This window comes from Polaribacter sp. (genome assembly GCF_049276715.1).
Taxonomy (GTDB): Bacteria; Bacteroidota; Bacteroidia; order Flavobacteriales; family Flavobacteriaceae; genus Polaribacter.
The window spans coordinates 119,170-135,423 of record NZ_JBASWY010000016.1 but is presented as its reverse complement, the minus strand read 5'-3'; the positions used below and the strand labels follow the sequence as shown (position 1 = coordinate 135,423).

Sequence of the window (16,254 nt, the reverse complement as noted above, 5' to 3'; positions counted from 1 at the left end):
AATATCTCTTTTAGGTTGCTTAATAATTTTGATAATTAGAGATTTAAAGATTGACTTAATTAATACTATTATCTTTTTCGGAATCATTTTTTCTGGATATAAATTATTAAAGTTAATTAAGCAAGATAACGTGGCATAACCACGTATATAAAAAATAGCAGTTAAGTCAAAACTATAAATTTTGTACTTTTCTGCTATTTTTTTTATTTCTTCACCAGCATTCTTTTAATTTCATTTAATTTCATCAACGCTTCAATAGGTGTTAAAGTATCAATATTAATCCTTAGTATTTCTTCTCGAATGTTTTCTAAAAGTGGGTCATCTAACTGAAAAAAACTGAGTTGCATATCTTCATGTTGCGATTGTTTTAAAACGTCTTTTACTTCTGCGTTTTTATTGTTTTTTTCTAATTGGGCTAGTATTTTATTTGCTCTGTTAATCACCATATTTGGCATTCCAGCTAATTTAGCAACATGGATTCCAAAACTGTGATTAGAGCCACCAGAAACGAGTTTACGCAAGAAAATAATATTGTCTTCTAACTCTTTTACAGAAACATTAAAGTTTTTAATACGCTCAAAAGTGGTGGTCATTTCATTCAGTTCATGATAATGTGTGGCAAACAATGTTTTTGCTTTTGATGGATGTTCATGCAAGAATTCTGTAATGGCCCAAGCAATCGAAATTCCATCATAAGTAGAAGTTCCTCTACCAATCTCATCTAACAAAATTAAACTACGCTCAGAAACATTATTTAAAATTGAGGCAGTTTCATTCATTTCTACCATAAATGTAGATTCTCCCATAGAAATATTATCACTGGCACCAACTCTTGTAAAAATTTTATCTACAATCCCAATTTTTGCATTTTGTGCAGGCACATAACTGCCCATTTGTGCTAACAAAACAATCAAAGCTGTTTGCCTTAAAATGGCAGATTTACCAGACATGTTGGGTCCAGTAATCATAATAATTTGTTGCAGATTTCTATTTAAAACAACATCGTTTGCAATATAGGTTTGATCTATGGGAAGCTGCTTTTCAATCACAGGATGTCTTCCGTTTTTAATTTCTAAATCTGTGCTTTCATCCATTATTGGACGCACATAATTGTTATCAACAGCTAAAACAGAAAAAGATAATAAACAGTCAATTTTTGCAATAATTTGTGCATTTTCTTGCACTTTTTGCACAAACTGAATTACATATTGCAATAATTTAGAAAAAATTTCTTGTTCTAATTTGGCTATTTTTTCTTCTGCACCTAAAATTTTAGTTTCGTATTCTTTTAATTCTTCTGTAATATATCGTTCTGCATTAACCAACGTTTGTTTTCGAATCCATTCTGTAGGAACTTTGTCTTTATGAGAGTTTCTAACCTCTATATAATACCCAAAAACATTGTTGAAAGAAATTTTTAAACTTGTAATTCCTGTGCGTTCAGTTTCGCGAGCCAACATATCATCTAAAAACTGTTTTCCAGTAGATGAAATAGCACGTAAATCATCTAATTCTTGATGCACATTTTTGGCAATGGCATTTCCTTTATTGATGTTTACAGGAGCATCATCAAACAACGTTTCAGAAATTTTTGCTATTAAATCTTTGCAAGCATGTAATTGATTTCCAAGGTCTTTAACGACTTCGTTTTCACTTTTTTCTGCTGCTAATTTTATGGGAAAAATGGCTTTTAAAGAATCTTTTAATAATACAATTTCTCTTGGCGAAGCTTTACCTGTTGCTACTTTAGAAATGAGTCTTTCTAAATCTGAAATTTGCTTTAATTGATAGGTAACCGTCTTTGAAAAATCATTAGAATTGATAAAGAATTTTACCAATTCATGACGGTTTTTTATTTCATCTATATTTTTTAAAGGGAGAGCCAACCAACGTTTTAACAAACGACCACCCAAAGGTGAAATGGTTTTATCAATAACATTTAAAAGCGTTACTGCATTTACAGAATTTGGATTGTAAAGTTCTAAATTTCTAACTGTAAATCTGTCCATCCAAACATAATTATCTTCTGCAATTCTGCTAATAGATTGTATGTGTTTTAATTGATTGTGTTGCGTTTCTGACAAATAATATAAAACAGCACCAGCTGCAATAATTCCGTATTTAACATCCTCAATTCCAAATCCTTTTAAACTTTTTACTTCAAAATGATTTTGCAATGTTTCATTAGCATATTCTTTTTGAAAAACCCAATCATCTAAATAAAAAGTATAATATCGGTTCTCAAACAATTCTAAAAATTGTTGTTTGTTTTGTTTTTGCACTAAAACTTCGCTTGGAGAAAAATTCTGCAGTAATTTGTCTATGTATTCTGCAGTTCCTTGCGCTACTAAATATTCGCCAGTAGAAACATCTAAAAAGGAAATTCCGAGCTGTTTTTTAACAAAATGAACAGCTGCTAAAAAGTTGTTGGTTTTGCTTTGTAAAACTTCGTCATTTAAAGAAACTCCAGGAGTTACTAATTCTGTAACACCACGTTTTACAATGGTTTTGGTCATTTTTGGATCTTCTAATTGATCGCAAATTGCCACACGCATTCCTGCTTTTACCAACTTTGGTAAATAGGTATTTAAAGAATGATGAGGAAAACCTGCTAAAGCAGTTTCGGTTTCACTACCTGCTCCACGTTTTGTGAGTACAATTCCTAAAACTCCAGCCGCTTTTTTTGCGTCTTCTCCAAAGGTTTCATAGAAATCTCCCACACGAAAAAGCAACATGGCATCAGGATATTTCTTCTTGATGGCATTATACTGTTTCATTAAAGGAGTTACCTTTTTTGGATTGGATTTGGCCAAGTTTTTAGAAATTTTCAGTTAGTTTTGCGAAGATATAAAATATAGTTGTTAGTGTTTAGTTTTTGGTTGTTAGTTAAGACACCAACAACTAAAAACCATTAACCACAAACTAAAATTTATGAGAAAATTAAAAAACAACGAACTAAATAGAATTACAGTTGAGGAATTTAAAGCTGTAGAAAAAACACCTTTAATTGTAGTTTTAGACAATGTTAGAAGTTTAAATAATATTGGCTCTGTTTTTAGAACCAGTGATGCTTTTTTGATAGAAAAAATATATTTGTGTGGTATTTCTGCAACGCCTCCTAACAAAGATATTCATAGAACTGCTTTGGGTGCAACTGAATCTGTAGATTGGGAATATGCTGAAGATACGCTTACGCTTATTAAAGAATTGAAAGATTCAAAGATTCAAATATTAGCTATTGAACAAGCAGAAAACAGCACAAAACTAGATACATTTTATCCAGAAAAAGGTCAGAAATATGCTATTGTTATGGGAAATGAAGTAAAAGGTGTGCAACAAAAAGTGGTAAATGCCAGTGATTTTTGCATCGAAATTCCACAATTAGGAACCAAACATTCTTTAAATATTTCTGTAACTACTGGAGTTGTTCTTTGGGATTTGTTTACGAAAATAAATAAATTGTAAATTTCTTTGTAGTAATCTTTTTGCTTGAAAAATTGTCTAGCCCAGATTGAAACGACATCCTTTTTTCTGTTAGTTCGAGTGAATTTGTGAAGTATGAACAAATTTGTATCGAGAACCGCGGAAAAAAGATATAGCCTTTCGTCTTCGCTCAAGATAAATTCAAAGCTGGAAATAGCTCCAAAAACTATATCCCTAAAATCATTTTTGCAATTAAAAAGTAAATTAAAATTCCGAAAATATCATTAGAAGTGGTTATAAAAGGACCTGTTGCAATTGCAGGATCTATGCCTCTTTTATTTAAAAATAATGGCACAAAAGTACCTACCAAACCAGCCACAATAATAACAACGACTAAAGAAACAGAGATTGCTAAAGCCGTGTTTATACTGCCTTCATAAGCCCACACAAAAATGAATAGAAAAAGGGCTAAAATAAAGCCATTTAAAGCTGCTAAAAGCATTTCTTTAAGCAATCTACTATTTATACTTCCTTTTACATCATCGTTTGCCAAACCTTGCACTATAATTGCTGATGATTGCACACCAACATTTCCAGCCATTGCTGCAATTAAGGGTGTAAAAAAGAACAATGCTGCATATTTTTCGAAAACGCCTTGAAAACCTTCCATAATTAAGAATGCTCCAACTCCACCAATTAAGCCTAAAAACAACCAAGGCAAACGTGCTTTTGTTAAATCTAAAATACTATCATCTGAATCTACATCTTGGGTTAAACCAGCTGCCATTTGATAATCTTTATCTGCTTCGTCTTTTAAAACATCTACAATATCATCAATGGTAATTCTACCCACTAAAACGTTATTGTCGTCTACAACAGGAATGGCTTCTAAATCGTACTTTGCCATTATTTTTGCAACTTCTTCATCATCCTCATTTACATTCACAGCATCTACTTGTGCTTTTAAAATATCTGCAATTTGCTGATCTGATTTTGCAATTATTAAATCTTTTAAAGATAAACGTCCAACGAGTTTATCTTCTTTATTCACTACATAAATAGAGTGCACTCTTGTAACCTCTTTTGCCTGCCCACGAATTCTTCGCATACAACCAGCTACTGTCCAAGTTTCATATACTTTTACAAGTTCTTTGGCCATTAAAGAACCAGCAGAATTTTCTTTATAAGAAAGTAATTCTTTAATATCTGCAGCTAATTCATCGTCTTCTAAGGCTTTTATTACATTTGCTTGACGTTCGTCTGAAAGTTCGCCAAGAATGTCTGCAGCATCATCAGAATCCATTTCACCAATTTCGTCTGCAATTTCTTGAGCTGATAAATTTTCAAGAATTTTTTCACGAATATCTTCATCTAATTCTGTAAGAATTTCAGAAGTTTTTTCGCTATCTAAAAGTTTGATAATATAGATGGCTTCCTCGAAATTTACTTCGTCTAAAACCTCTGCAATATCTGCAAAGTGAACCTCTTTAAAAAGCTTTGTAATTGCTTTTTCGTTATTCTTTTGAATAAGCTGAGAAAGGTTTTCTAAAAAGTCTTCAGTAATTTCAAATACCATGATCTGCTAATTTTTGCGTGAGAGAAATAAACTCTAAAACCGATAATTGTTCTGGTCTTCTCGCAAATATAGGTTCTTCTTTTAAAGAATCCGAAAGATTGAATGATTTTAAACTAGAACGCAACATTTTTCTACGCTGATTAAATGCCGTTTTTACCACTCTAAAAAATAGTTTTTCATCTACAGGTAAAGAATAATCTTTTTTTCTGATGAGCCTAATTACGCCAGAATCTACTTTTGGAGGTGGATTAAATACGTTTGGAGGCACAGTAAATAAATACTCAACATCAAAAAAAGCTTGTGTTAAAACAGATAGAATTCCATACACTTTAGAGCCTTCTTTTTCTGCAATTCTCATAGCTACTTCTTTTTGAAACATGCCAGCAAATTCTGGCACAAAATCTTTATATTCTATGGCTTTAAAAACAATTTGTGTAGAAATATTGTATGGAAAATTACCAATGATGGCAACTTGTTTTTTGTTAAAGATTTCAGGAATATTTTTCTTTAAAAAATCGCCTTCTATAATTTCAAACTTCCCTTTAGATGTGTTTAAGTTGATTTGTTCTATTGGAAAAACATCTTTTAAATAAGCTACAGATTCTCTGTCTAATTCCATAACCGTAATTTTCGGCTTTTTCTGTAATAGATATTTGGTTAAAACACCCATTCCTGGCCCAATTTCTAAAACATTTTCATAACCTACTTCTGTTAAAGCATCTGCAATATTTTTTGCAATGCTTTCATCTGTTAAAAAATGCTGACCTAAATGTTTTTTTGCTTTTACAGACACTGTTTTTATTTTAATGGATGAAAACAAAGATACAGCTAAAATCGGCATAATTATTGGTGGTTTTGGTTTTATAAAATCAACTAAAATGATTAAAAAATTACTTCTAGTAAGTTTAGTTACTTTCTTATTTTCTATCTCAGGATTTTCTCAAAGTGCTAAATTAGATAAAGGAAAAGAGAGTTTGAAAACTAAAACAACTTCTTCAACCTCAGCAACATTAAGAATACCTACTTCAACCACAACAACTATATCTACAAATAATCAAGACAGAACTTTATTGCAAGTTCTTTTTGTAGATATTATTGGAAGACTTCTAGCTTACACAGCTTATGGAGCTGCATTTGAAAGTCCTTGGGAATTTAAAGGCAACATGCATAGTGCAGAAATTGCTCATTTTCCTTACGAGTTGCCTCATCAAGGAAATTTTATTTATACAGATTCTATAAATTATAATATTACCAGATTTGATATTTACAATCGTTTTTTGATAGAAAATAGTAGTTTATATGGAAATAATTTTGGTTTCGATTTTCTTTTTTTTAAACGTTTCTCTTTCAATGCAGATTATGTAACTTTTTCTGAAAACATGGATGGTAAAAAAGATAATTTTAATATGTATTCAGCCTTATTAAAATACCATAGAATTAGAACCCAGAAATTGGATGCTTGGTTTGGTTTGGGAGCAACGCATGTTGCAAGTGGTGTAAACGAAACTGGTTTTACTTTTGGTTTTGGAGGAGAATGGTTTATTAAAAAACCAATTAGTTTATTGCTTTCTCACAGAACAACAGCGATTAATAATGAAAGAATTAAAAACACAAAATTACTTTTAAAATATCACATTAATAATTATAGAATTTCTTCTGGCTATGAATATTACAGATTAGGTGTTTCTAAAATTAACACTTTTTCTTTGGGTGTTGAGGTTAGTTTTTAAAAGCTTATAAAACTTCAATAAGTTTACTTTGAATTTATTGAAGTCTAATTGCTCACATTAGTTGGATAAAACTCTTTGATCAATTTTAATTCCGTTCTGAAAGCGAGGATTTTATTACCAAATTTTTTGACACTTTCCATTCTTAAACGCTCAGCATCTTCTTTGTAATAATCTTCCAAATCTTGTTTAGTATTTGCTGTGTATTGAACAGAATACGTTTTACCACCCAAATCTTCTTTTACTAAAACTTCTGTGAATTTTGCGGATATAAATTTACCTGTATTTAAAACGTCTAAAATGTGGGTTTCCATCCAGGTTAACCATTCTTTATGAACAGCTTCATCTATATTTATAGTTACGTTATATATGTACATTTTTTTGTAATCGTTTAGTTGTTTAAAAATGTTATTGAAATTAAACACAAAATTGCTCCTATTTTGTGCTTTTTTTTGATTTAAAAGGAGATGAAATTAGAAACCAAATAAATCCAATAATCCCAAAAAAAGGAACTGTGAAAAGCGTAAAAATCCATCCTACTGATATCATTCCTCCTGTATTATTTTCAGGTGGATTTATTTTATCATAACTCCAAGAAAAAATTAAAATAACGAAAAAACCTATGATTCCTCCTAAAAATCCACCAATTATTCCATTTAATAGTTTTTTCATTTTTTTTAAAAATAAAGTTGGTTTCAGCTTAATTAATTGAGTCTCCTCTTAATTTTCTAAACTTTTTTCTTGCATCAACCAAATAAATACTAGAAGGATGCTCAAAGATAATTTTTTGATAATATTCTTTTGCTTTTTCAACATTATTTAAATTAAGGTTATATGTTTCTGCCATTAAATAATAAATATCATCTGTTAAAAAACCCTGGTTGTCTGCTACAATAATTTTCTCTAAACTTTCAATTGCTTCTAAATATCTTTCTTGTTTTATAAGAATTTTTGCTTGTAAATACAACACATCATCATAAATCACCTCTCCAGGAATCAAGCCATTTGCAAGAATTTCTTTGGATGAAAATAGTTTAGAAATCTCTTCTAAAGCTTCATTATTTTTATTTTGATAAGAGAGTAATTCTGATCTTGCTAATTGTTTTAAACCTGATGGAATAGAATCTACAGGCTCATTGTCTGTAATTTTTAAAAATAAATCTACAGCATCGTTTGCAATAAGTTGTGTTGTAGAGCCTTTTAGTACTTTTAGCTGTGCTTTTGCCCAATCGAAATCACCTTTAAAATAGCTGGTTTGTGCCACCTTAAAACTTGCTTCTTGTGCCAATTCTGATCCTTTTAATTGCGTTTGTATTTGAGAAAAGTAAATGAGCGCCTTGTTAAATTGCCCTCTAAAAACCAGCACATCTCCTAATTTTAATTTAATGCGAGCTTCATCGAATTTAGATTTAGAGTAAGTAATTGCTTCTTCTAAAATAGCTGTTGCTTTTTCTGGTTCGTTTTTACTAAAAGTTAGATAATCTGCATATTCTACTTGTAGTTCTATAGTTTGCGCTCCTTTGCCAAATTGTGTAAATAATTTTTGAAATAAAGTTTCTGTTTCTGGGTTTTTAGTAACCACAGAAATTTTTATTAAATACAAGTTTGCATCTATTTTTTCTTCTTGTAGAGAGGCGTTTTCATCAACAAAAACAAAGCAGTTTTTTGCTGGTTCATACTCTTTATTTTCGAAGGCAAGTTTACCTAAATCAAAAATGGTTGTTAAGTCCGATGATTGGCTTCTTTGGTACAAAGCTTTTTCTTGAACCAGTGCTTTTCCATATTCTTTTTGTTGCGCAAATAACCAACTTAATAGCACGTTCCATTCGTATTTTGGATTACTAACTGCTTTTCTTAAAAGGGTTTTTCTGAATAATATATTCGTTTCATTTTCTGCATCATCAGTGATGTATCTGCTTGCATATCTTTGAATTAAGTTAAGGTAACTTTCGTTTTTATCAACTAAATTTATATACGATTCAAACATTTTTTGAAACTCCCCTTTTTCTCCATAAATCTGTGCAATTTGAAAATTGTAGTTGGTGTTTTCATTATTTTCCATCGCTTTTTCATAAGCTAAAATAGCATTGTCTAGCAAGCTATATTCTTTAAAAAGATTTCCAATTATACCAGCATAAGAAGCATTTATATCTAGAGAATTCAAAGCTTTTTCGTAATTGCTATTTGCAATTTCTTGGAGCTGTTGTTTCTCAAAATTATAGCCTAAAAAAACATACAAATAAGTTTGTGTTGCATTTTTCTGAATTCTATCTTTCAATAAATTTTCTGCAATTAAAAACTGATTTGTTTCTTGGTAACAAGAAAGTAAACGACTTAAATAAGTTGTATTAAAAGGACTTTTTTCATACAAACCTTTGTAAACTTGTGTTGCTTTTTCATATTCTCCTTGCCTGTAATAGCTTTCTGCTAAGAAATAATCGTTTTCAGAGCTAGCCTGAGTAAACTCTTGAGCAGTAAGAAAACTACTTATAGAAAAGAAAAAAATAAAAACAATACATCTCATAGAGTTTCAAATATAGGTAAGAAAAATGTTAATTTTTTATTAAACCAGCCTTATTTCATAAACTTGTCTGTAACATTTTGGCATGAATCTTGTCTATATAATAAATAACGAATCAAACAACAAATTATGTTAGACCTAGCCAACAAATACGAAATCGCAAAACAAAACTCAATAGAGTTTATGAAAAACGGACAAATTAGTGCCTATTTAAATTCTTTAATAGAGATGAATAAATACAAAAGATTAATGGTTGCTATTGTAGCAAATTAGTTAATAATATCAAAACCAGTATAAGGAATCAAGACTTCCGGAACTTGAATTCCATTTTCTGTTTGATAATTCTCCAAAATACCAGCCAAAACACGAGGTAAAGCCAAAGAGCTTCCATTTAATGTGTGTGCCAATTCGCTATTTCCTTCCTTATTTTTATAACGTAATTTTAATCTGTTTGCTTGAAAAGTTTCAAAGTTCGATGCAGAACTAATTTCCAACCATCTGTCTTGTGCTGTAGAAAATAATTCAAAATCGAAAGTTAATGCTGATGTAAAACCTGTATCTCCACCACACAAACGCAAAATTCTATAGGGTAATTTTAATTCTCTTAAAATATTTTTGATGTGCTCTACCATTTCATCTAAAGCTTGGTAAGAATTTTCAGGATGTTCAATTCGTACAATTTCTACTTTATCAAATTGATGCAATCTGTTTAAACCTCTAACATGCGCTCCATAACTCCCTGCTTCTCTTCTAAAACAAGGTGTATAACCAGTTACACAAATAGGAAATTCTGCTTCTTGCATTAAGTTGCCACGAAATAGATTTGTAATTGGCACTTCTGCAGTAGGTATTAAATATAAATTATCTAAAGCTGTATGATACATTTGCCCTTCTTTATCTGGCAATTGTCCTGTACCAAAACCAGATTCTTCGTTTACCAAATGTGGTACTTGTACTTCTGTATAACCAGCTGCTGTGTTTTTATCTAAAAAATAATTTATTAAGGCACGCTGCAATCGAGCTCCTTTTCCTTTATAAACAGGGAAACCAGCACCAGTTATTTTAGTGCCTAATTCCCAATCTATAATATCGTATTTTTTTGCCAATTCCCAATGAGGAAGTGCGTTTTCTCCTAAATTAGGTATTGCACCTTCTTTAAAAATTTCTTCATTATCATCTGCAGATTTCCCAGCCTTAACAGATATATGAGGTACATTTGGTATTAGGTATAAAAGCGCCTGAAGCTCATCAGTAAAAAGAGTTAATTTTTCTGATAATTCTTTAGAACTCTCTTTTAATTCGACCGTTTTTTCTTTTAAAAGATTTGCTTTTTGGGCTTGTCCTGTTTTATAAAGATTTCCAATTTCTTTGGATAGTTTATTAGATTCTGCTAAAGTATTGTCTAACTCAACCTGTGTTGCTCTTCTGTTTTCATCCGCAGTTAAAACTTGTTCAATAATTGTTTCTGCGTTTGCAAAATTACGTTTTGCTAAACCCTCTAAAACAGTCTGTTTGTTTTCTCTAATAAATTGTACTTGTAACATTTTTTGATGTTTTGGAAAGCGCAAAGATAAAGTAAGATTAAGACTTTGGCAATGTAGTTTTATAGATTGTTTTTTAAGTAATCTCTGGCTGTTTCTTCATCTTTTTTCAGCTGATGAATCAACAATTCTACAGAATCGAATTTTTGTTCATCACGCAAAAAATACATCAATTCAATAGTTAATTCTTGGCGATATAAATCTTGATTAAAATCAAAAAAGTGAACCTCAATAGTTTGATGATTTCCATTTACAGTGGGCCTGCTTCCAATATTCATCATTCCAAAAATAGTTTTATCATCAATAGTAGATTTTACAACATAAACACCTGTTTTTGGAATTAACTTATAGGTTTCTTTTACATCTATATTTGCAGTAGGATAGCCAATTTTTCCACCCAATTGTTTTCCATTTACTACCTTACCTGTTAGCATAAAATTGTATCCTAGATAACTATTCGCAGTTTTTAGATTTCCAGAGACCAAAGCATGTCTTATTTTTGTAGAGCTTACAGAAACATCGTCAATATCTTGTGCAGGAATTTCTTCAACCTTAAAATCATATAGGTGGCTATATTCTGTAAGTTGTGTAATATTTCCCTCTCTATTTTTTCCAAAGTGATGATCGTAACCAATTATTAATTTTGATATATTTAATTGATTAACCAAAAGGTCTCTTACAAACTCTAAAGCAGACATTCTAGAAAATTCTTTACTAAAAGGATGGATAATTAAATAATCTAAACCTGTTTTTTTTAGAAGTTTTGCACGTTCATCAATCGTGTTTATCAATTCTAGAGAAGCATCTTTTTGCAAAACCATTCTTGGGTGAGGAAAAAAGGTTAAAACCACCGATTTTTTACCTGCTTTTTTAGCTTCAAAAACCAATTTTTCTATAATTTTTTGATGCCCAAAATGCACGCCATCAAAAGTGCCAATAGTAACAAAAGTTTGTTCTTTGGACGAAAATTGAGAAGTATTTTGTATTATTTTCAAAAAAACAATAATTTATATCACAAATGTACAATAACTGAGTCTTAAAAAAACAATAAAAATATTCGCTTTTTAGATGTTTAAATAACAATTTTATCACTATTCTTTTGTTAAAGTCATAAAATAAGTGATGAAATATTCAGAAATTCAAAAAAATTTGTATTTTGCACGTAGTTAACAAATAATTCAAATTATGACAAAAAAGATTTTATTAGTTGCGTTTATAGCTTTCAGCAGTTTAGCAATGGTAGCACAAACTACTATTACTGGTATAGTTACAGATGCAAAAACGGGAGATACCCTCCCTGGTGCAAATATCAAAGTTTCTAGAAAAGCTGTAGGTACAACTACTGATTTTGATGGAAATTTTGAGTTAAAAGTTACAGACAGCCCTCCTTTTACATTAGAAATTTCGATGTTAGGGTACAAAATGGAACAAGTAGAAATAACAAAAAACAATCAAAAAGTCGAAGTTAGTTTAACAGAAAACGAAACTTCTTTAGATGAAATTGTTGTTTCAGCGTCGAGAACTCCAGAACGTATTATGGAGTCTCCAGTAACTATTGAAAGAATGGATGCAAGAGCTATTAAAAACACCTCTTCTCCTTCTTTTTACGATGGTTTAGAAAACTTAAAAGGAGTTGATATAAACACGAGCAGTTTAACATTTAAATCTGTAAACACGAGAGGTTTTGCAACTTTTGCGAATACTCGTTTTATGCAGCTAGTAGATGGAATGGATAACTCATCACCTGCATTAAACTTTGCAATTGGTAACCTTTTAGGAATGTCTGAGTTAGACGTGAATACGGTTGAGTTATTACCAGGAGCATCTTCTGCACTTTATGGAGCAAATGCTTTTAATGGTATTATGTTTATGACTAGTAGAAGTCCTTTTAACGATCAAGGAATTAGTTTTTCTTACAAACAAGGAGTTACTACGCAAGCAGCAGCAGGCACAAATGATGTTTATGACTATAATATTAGAATGGCATATGCCTTTTCTGATAAATTTGCTGCAAAAGCAACTTTAGCTTACTTACAAGGTACAGAATGGTTTGCTACAGACCATAGAAATACAAGAAATGGAGAATATGCTGTTGGAGATAGATCTTTAAATGATTTTGATGGTTTAAATATTTATGGTGATGAGGTTGCTACTAGTTTAGGTGGTGCTGCAGGTAGAGTAAGTAGAACAGGTTATGAAGAGCAAGATTTAATGCTAGATTATCAAGCAAGAAGTGTAAAATTAAATACTGCTTTACATTATAGACCTTTTGGTGATGATAGATTAGAAGTAATTTTCAACTCTAAGTTTGGAACTGGAAACACAATTTATCAAGGTGCAAACAGATATAATATTAGAGATTTTTATTTAGCACAACATAAACTAGAATTCAGAGGGAAGAACTTTTTCGTTAGAGGTTACATGACTACTGAAGATGCTGGTAATTCTTACGATTCACGTTTTGCTGCAATTAACATTAACAGAAGATGGAAATCGGATACAGCTTGGTTTACACAATATGCAGGAACTTATTTTGTTACTGGCTCTCATGTTGCAGCAAGAGCAGCAGCAGACACAGGGCGTTTAATTCCTGGAACTCCAGAATTTAAAGCAACTTTCGATGATGTTACTTCAGATCCAAATTTAGCAACTGGTTCAAGATTTCAAGATCAAACAAAATTATATCATGGAGATGTAAATTATAATTTTCAAGATGTTATAGACTGGGCAGAATTTCAAATAGGGGGTTCTTACAGAAGATATTCTTTAAACTCTAATGGAAGTATTTTTACAGATTTTGATGGTCCTATTGATTATGATGAATATGGTGTTTACACCCAAATGCAAAAGAATTTTTTAGAAGACGACCGTTTAAAATTAACAGCTTCAGTGCGTTATGACAAAGCACAAAACTTTGATGGTAATTTTTCTCCAAGAGTTTCTTTAGCTTATGCAGCTGGTGAAAATAAAAATGATAACTTTAGAGCTTCATTTCAAAAAGGATTTAGAAACCCAACAACACAGGATCAGTACATTGGTTTAGACGCAGGTTCTGCTATTTTGGTTGGTTCTGCTCCAGATAACTTAGATAGATATACAAGTACACCTTTAAATGTAAGTACAGCAGGTCAAGGAATTTTAGGAGGTCCAACAACTACTTTATCTGGTAGATTGGCTTATGATAATTCTTTTGCAGCAAGTTCTGTTATAGCTGGTGCTCCAACAGCATCTATTGCTGAATTGGTAAAACCAGAAGAAGTAACTGCTTTCGAATTAGGGTATAGAGGTTTAATAAATGCAGGAGATTCCAGAATTACGTTAGACGTTAGCGCATACTACAATCAATATAACGATTTTATCGCTGCAAAAAACGTTTTAGTTCCTTTCTATGGAACAGTTGGGGATAATTCTTTATCTCTTTTAGCTCTTCAAAATGGAGACTTTAAAGCTTTTCAAGTATATACAAATACGGCTGCCGAAATTAGTTCTTATGGTGCTTCTATCGGTTTAAACTCAAAAATATTTAATGGTTTTGATATTGGTTTAAATTATACGTATGCTAAATTTGATTTTGATCAAGCATCAGATCCAGATTTTGAAGCAGGGTTTAACACACCAGAACACAAAGTAAAAATCGAATTTGGTAAAACAGACTTATTTAAAAACTTTGGTTTTAATGTTAATGCAAGATGGCAAACAGAATTTTTATGGGAATCTACATTCTTAGATGCAACTGTAGACGCTAGAACTGTTATTGATGCGCAAGTAAATTATACAGTTCCATCAATTAAATCTGTGTTTAAATTAGGAGGAGCAAATTTAACAGGTCAAGAATATTTTAGTGCACCTGGTGTTGGAGCAGTAGGTTCTCAATACTACCTTTCTTGGACAATTAATAACTAATAAAAAATAGAATATTTTATGAAAAATTATAAATATATAGGATTACTTGTTTTATCTATCGGATTTGCATCTTGTGATGTAAATAACGAACTAGATGAAATTCAAGGTCCACAAGTAGAACAAATAACTCCAAATGCAAACGGATTAGATTTTTCTAAATACATAGCAGTTGGTGCATCTTTTACAGGTGGTTATTTAGATGGGGCGCTTTTTATTAAAGGACAAGAAAACTCTTTTCCAAATATTATGGCATCTAAATTTAAATTAGTTGGTGGAGGTGATTTTAATCAACCATTAATGGGAGACAACATTGGCGGTTTTATGATGGGAGGTCAACAAATTCCAAGCTTACTGCCAAGACTTTATTTTAATGGAGCTGGACCAGTAAGATTAAATGCAACTTCTACAACAAGTTTAACAGGAAGAGCTGCTGGAACATCATTTAACAATTATGGTATTCCAGGAGCAAAAAGTTTTCATTTAACCTTTCCAGGTTATGGAGCTTTAAATCCTTACTTTGGTAGAATGGCATCAAGTGCATCTGCTACTGTTTTAGGAGATGCAATGGCTCAACAACCAACATTTTTTACATTATCTGAAGTTGGAGGAAATGATGTTTTAGGATTTGCAACTTCTGGAGGTTCTGGAGTAGATCAAAAAAACAATTTTAACCCAGCAACGTATGGACCAAATGATATTACAAGTCCAGTAGTTTTCGATCAAGTATTTAGAGGAATGGTAACTGCTATGACAGCTGGTGGAGCAAAAGGAGTTATTGCCACTGTGCCAGATATTACATTATTACCATATTTTACTACAGTACCTTACAACCCAGTGCCTATGAATGCAGCAACAGCAGCATCTGTTAATAGTGCTTATGCAGCATATAATGGAGGAATACAACAAGCTTTTGGTGTTTTGGTACAATTAAATGTAATGACTAAAGCTCAAGCAGATGCAGAAGTTTTAAAAAGAACAATTAATTTTAAAGCAGGTCAAAATGCAGTGGTTATAGTAGATGAACACTTAACAAATTTAGGCGCTATTAATCCAGCTTTTGCGGCTTTACCTCAATTAAGACAAACAACAGCTAAAGATTTATTAGTATTACCTAGTTCTTCTTTTATTGGAACTTTAGCAGTTCCAAACAACCCAGCAAGCGTAAATGGAGTTGGAGTTGCTTTAGCTGATCAGTGGGTATTAACTGAAACAGAGTTAGCTCAAGTACAAGCTGCTACAGCTTCTTACAATGCTACTATTACCAGTGTTGCAAGTTCTAATGCAAATGTTGCTTTAATAGATTTAAATGCAATTTTACAACAAGCTAGAACCGGTATTACATTTGATCAATATACAATGACAACTGCTTTAGTTAGAGGTGGATTGGTAAGTTTAGATGGTGTACACTTAACAAGTAGAGGTTATGCTTTAATGGCAAATAAAATTTTAGGAGCTATAGATACTAAATTCGGTTCTAATTTTACAGTAGCTACAAATGGTTTGGCAAAAGCAGATGATTATCAGACAAATTACTCACCAACTTTGAGATAATTTAATATTACA

General features: G+C 31.3%; 13 protein-coding genes. 5 read left to right on the top strand and 8 right to left on the bottom strand.

The genetic code is table 11. From position 1 onward, the window contains the following. Positions 1–203: 203 nt before the first annotated feature. A complete protein-coding gene (mutS, locus tag WAO74_RS04665) occupies positions 204–2,777 on the bottom strand; it encodes a DNA mismatch repair protein MutS (RefSeq protein WP_422160008.1) in 2,574 nt (857 codons plus the stop codon). A 154-nt stretch (positions 2,778–2,931) separates the two neighbouring features. Between mutS and WAO74_RS04660 the strand changes: the two genes are divergently transcribed. Then, positions 2,932–3,465 (top strand): RNA methyltransferase, encoded by a 534-nt coding sequence (locus WAO74_RS04660; RefSeq protein WP_422160007.1) that lies wholly within the window; start codon positions 2,932–2,934, stop codon positions 3,463–3,465. A gap of 184 nt (positions 3,466–3,649) precedes the next feature. Here WAO74_RS04660 and mgtE read toward each other — a convergent pair whose 3' ends face one another. After that, a complete protein-coding gene (gene mgtE / locus WAO74_RS04655; protein ID WP_422160006.1) occupies positions 3,650–4,999 on the bottom strand; it encodes a magnesium transporter in 1,350 nt (449 codons plus the stop codon). Then, positions 4,989–5,792: a 16S rRNA (adenine(1518)-N(6)/adenine(1519)-N(6))-dimethyltransferase RsmA gene (rsmA, locus tag WAO74_RS04650; RefSeq protein ID WP_422160005.1), complete on the bottom strand. Its 804-nt coding sequence runs from the start codon at positions 5,790–5,792 to the stop codon at positions 4,989–4,991. The genes mgtE and rsmA overlap by 11 nt, the downstream gene beginning before the upstream one ends. A 13-nt stretch (positions 5,793–5,805) precedes the next feature. Between rsmA and WAO74_RS04645 the strand changes: the two genes are divergently transcribed. Next, positions 5,806–6,729: a hypothetical protein gene (locus WAO74_RS04645; protein WP_422160004.1), complete on the top strand. Its 924-nt coding sequence runs from the start codon at positions 5,806–5,808 to the stop codon at positions 6,727–6,729. A gap of 44 nt (positions 6,730–6,773) precedes the next feature. Here WAO74_RS04645 and WAO74_RS04640 read toward each other — a convergent pair whose 3' ends face one another. Genes WAO74_RS04640 through WAO74_RS04630 form a run of 3 tightly spaced genes read right to left on the bottom strand, consistent with a single transcriptional unit; the run spans position 6,774 to position 9,250 of the window. Further along, positions 6,774–7,103, bottom strand: a complete 330-nt coding sequence (locus tag WAO74_RS04640; RefSeq protein WP_422160003.1) for a DUF4286 family protein — start codon at positions 7,101–7,103, stop codon at positions 6,774–6,776. Between the two features lie 58 nt (positions 7,104–7,161). Next, entirely contained in the window at positions 7,162–7,398 is a 237-nt protein-coding gene (locus tag WAO74_RS04635) for a hypothetical protein (RefSeq protein ID WP_422160002.1), read from the bottom strand. Between the two features lie 28 nt (positions 7,399–7,426). After that, positions 7,427–9,250 (bottom strand): tetratricopeptide repeat protein, encoded by a 1,824-nt coding sequence (locus WAO74_RS04630; protein ID WP_422160001.1) that lies wholly within the window; start codon positions 9,248–9,250, stop codon positions 7,427–7,429. Between the two features lie 126 nt (positions 9,251–9,376). Between WAO74_RS04630 and WAO74_RS04625 the strand changes: the two genes are divergently transcribed. Further along, positions 9,377–9,520, top strand: a complete 144-nt coding sequence (locus WAO74_RS04625) for a hypothetical protein (protein ID WP_422160000.1) — start codon at positions 9,377–9,379, stop codon at positions 9,518–9,520. On the opposite strand, the gene serS is transcribed toward WAO74_RS04625, so the two are convergent. Both serS and WAO74_RS04615 read right to left on the bottom strand, forming a co-directional pair. Continuing rightward, a complete protein-coding gene (serS, locus tag WAO74_RS04620) occupies positions 9,517–10,791 on the bottom strand; it encodes a serine--tRNA ligase (protein WP_422159999.1) in 1,275 nt (424 codons plus the stop codon). The genes WAO74_RS04625 and serS overlap by 4 nt on opposite strands. Before the next feature lie 59 nt (positions 10,792–10,850). Continuing rightward, positions 10,851–11,783, bottom strand: coding sequence for a bifunctional riboflavin kinase/FAD synthetase (locus tag WAO74_RS04615; protein ID WP_422159998.1), 933 nt, complete (start codon positions 11,781–11,783; stop codon positions 10,851–10,853). Positions 11,784–11,973: 190 nt separating this feature from the next. On the opposite strand from WAO74_RS04615, the gene WAO74_RS04610 reads away from it, so the two are divergent. Together WAO74_RS04610 and WAO74_RS04605 are read left to right on the top strand one after the other, a co-directional pair. After that, positions 11,974–14,691 carry a TonB-dependent receptor gene (locus WAO74_RS04610; RefSeq protein WP_422159997.1) on the top strand — a complete coding sequence of 906 codons (2,718 nt, stop codon included), beginning with the start codon at positions 11,974–11,976 and terminating at the stop codon, positions 14,689–14,691. Between the two features lie 18 nt (positions 14,692–14,709). Further along, entirely contained in the window at positions 14,710–16,242 is a 1,533-nt protein-coding gene (locus WAO74_RS04605; RefSeq protein ID WP_422159996.1) for a G-D-S-L family lipolytic protein, read from the top strand. Positions 16,243–16,254: the final 12 nt, after the last annotated feature.

Coding starts and splice junctions, on each gene's coding strand:
- mutS (WP_422160008.1), bottom strand. CDS start 2,777: ATGAAACAGTATAATGCCATCAAGAAGAAATATCCTGATGCCATGTTG.
- WAO74_RS04660 (WP_422160007.1), top strand. CDS start 2,932: ATGAGAAAATTAAAAAACAACGAACTAAATAGAATTACAGTTGAGGAA.
- mgtE (WP_422160006.1), bottom strand. CDS start 4,999: ATGGTATTTGAAATTACTGAAGACTTTTTAGAAAACCTTTCTCAGCTT.
- WAO74_RS04645 (WP_422160004.1), top strand. CDS start 5,806: ATGGATGAAAACAAAGATACAGCTAAAATCGGCATAATTATTGGTGGT.
- WAO74_RS04640 (WP_422160003.1), bottom strand. CDS start 7,103: ATGTACATATATAACGTAACTATAAATATAGATGAAGCTGTTCATAAA.
- WAO74_RS04635 (WP_422160002.1), bottom strand. CDS start 7,398: ATGAAAAAACTATTAAATGGAATAATTGGTGGATTTTTAGGAGGAATC.
- WAO74_RS04630 (WP_422160001.1), bottom strand. CDS start 9,250: ATGAGATGTATTGTTTTTATTTTTTTCTTTTCTATAAGTAGTTTTCTT.
- WAO74_RS04625 (WP_422160000.1), top strand. CDS start 9,377: ATGTTAGACCTAGCCAACAAATACGAAATCGCAAAACAAAACTCAATA.
- serS (WP_422159999.1), bottom strand. CDS start 10,791: ATGTTACAAGTACAATTTATTAGAGAAAACAAACAGACTGTTTTAGAG.
- WAO74_RS04610 (WP_422159997.1), top strand. CDS start 11,974: ATGACAAAAAAGATTTTATTAGTTGCGTTTATAGCTTTCAGCAGTTTA.
- WAO74_RS04605 (WP_422159996.1), top strand. CDS start 14,710: ATGAAAAATTATAAATATATAGGATTACTTGTTTTATCTATCGGATTT.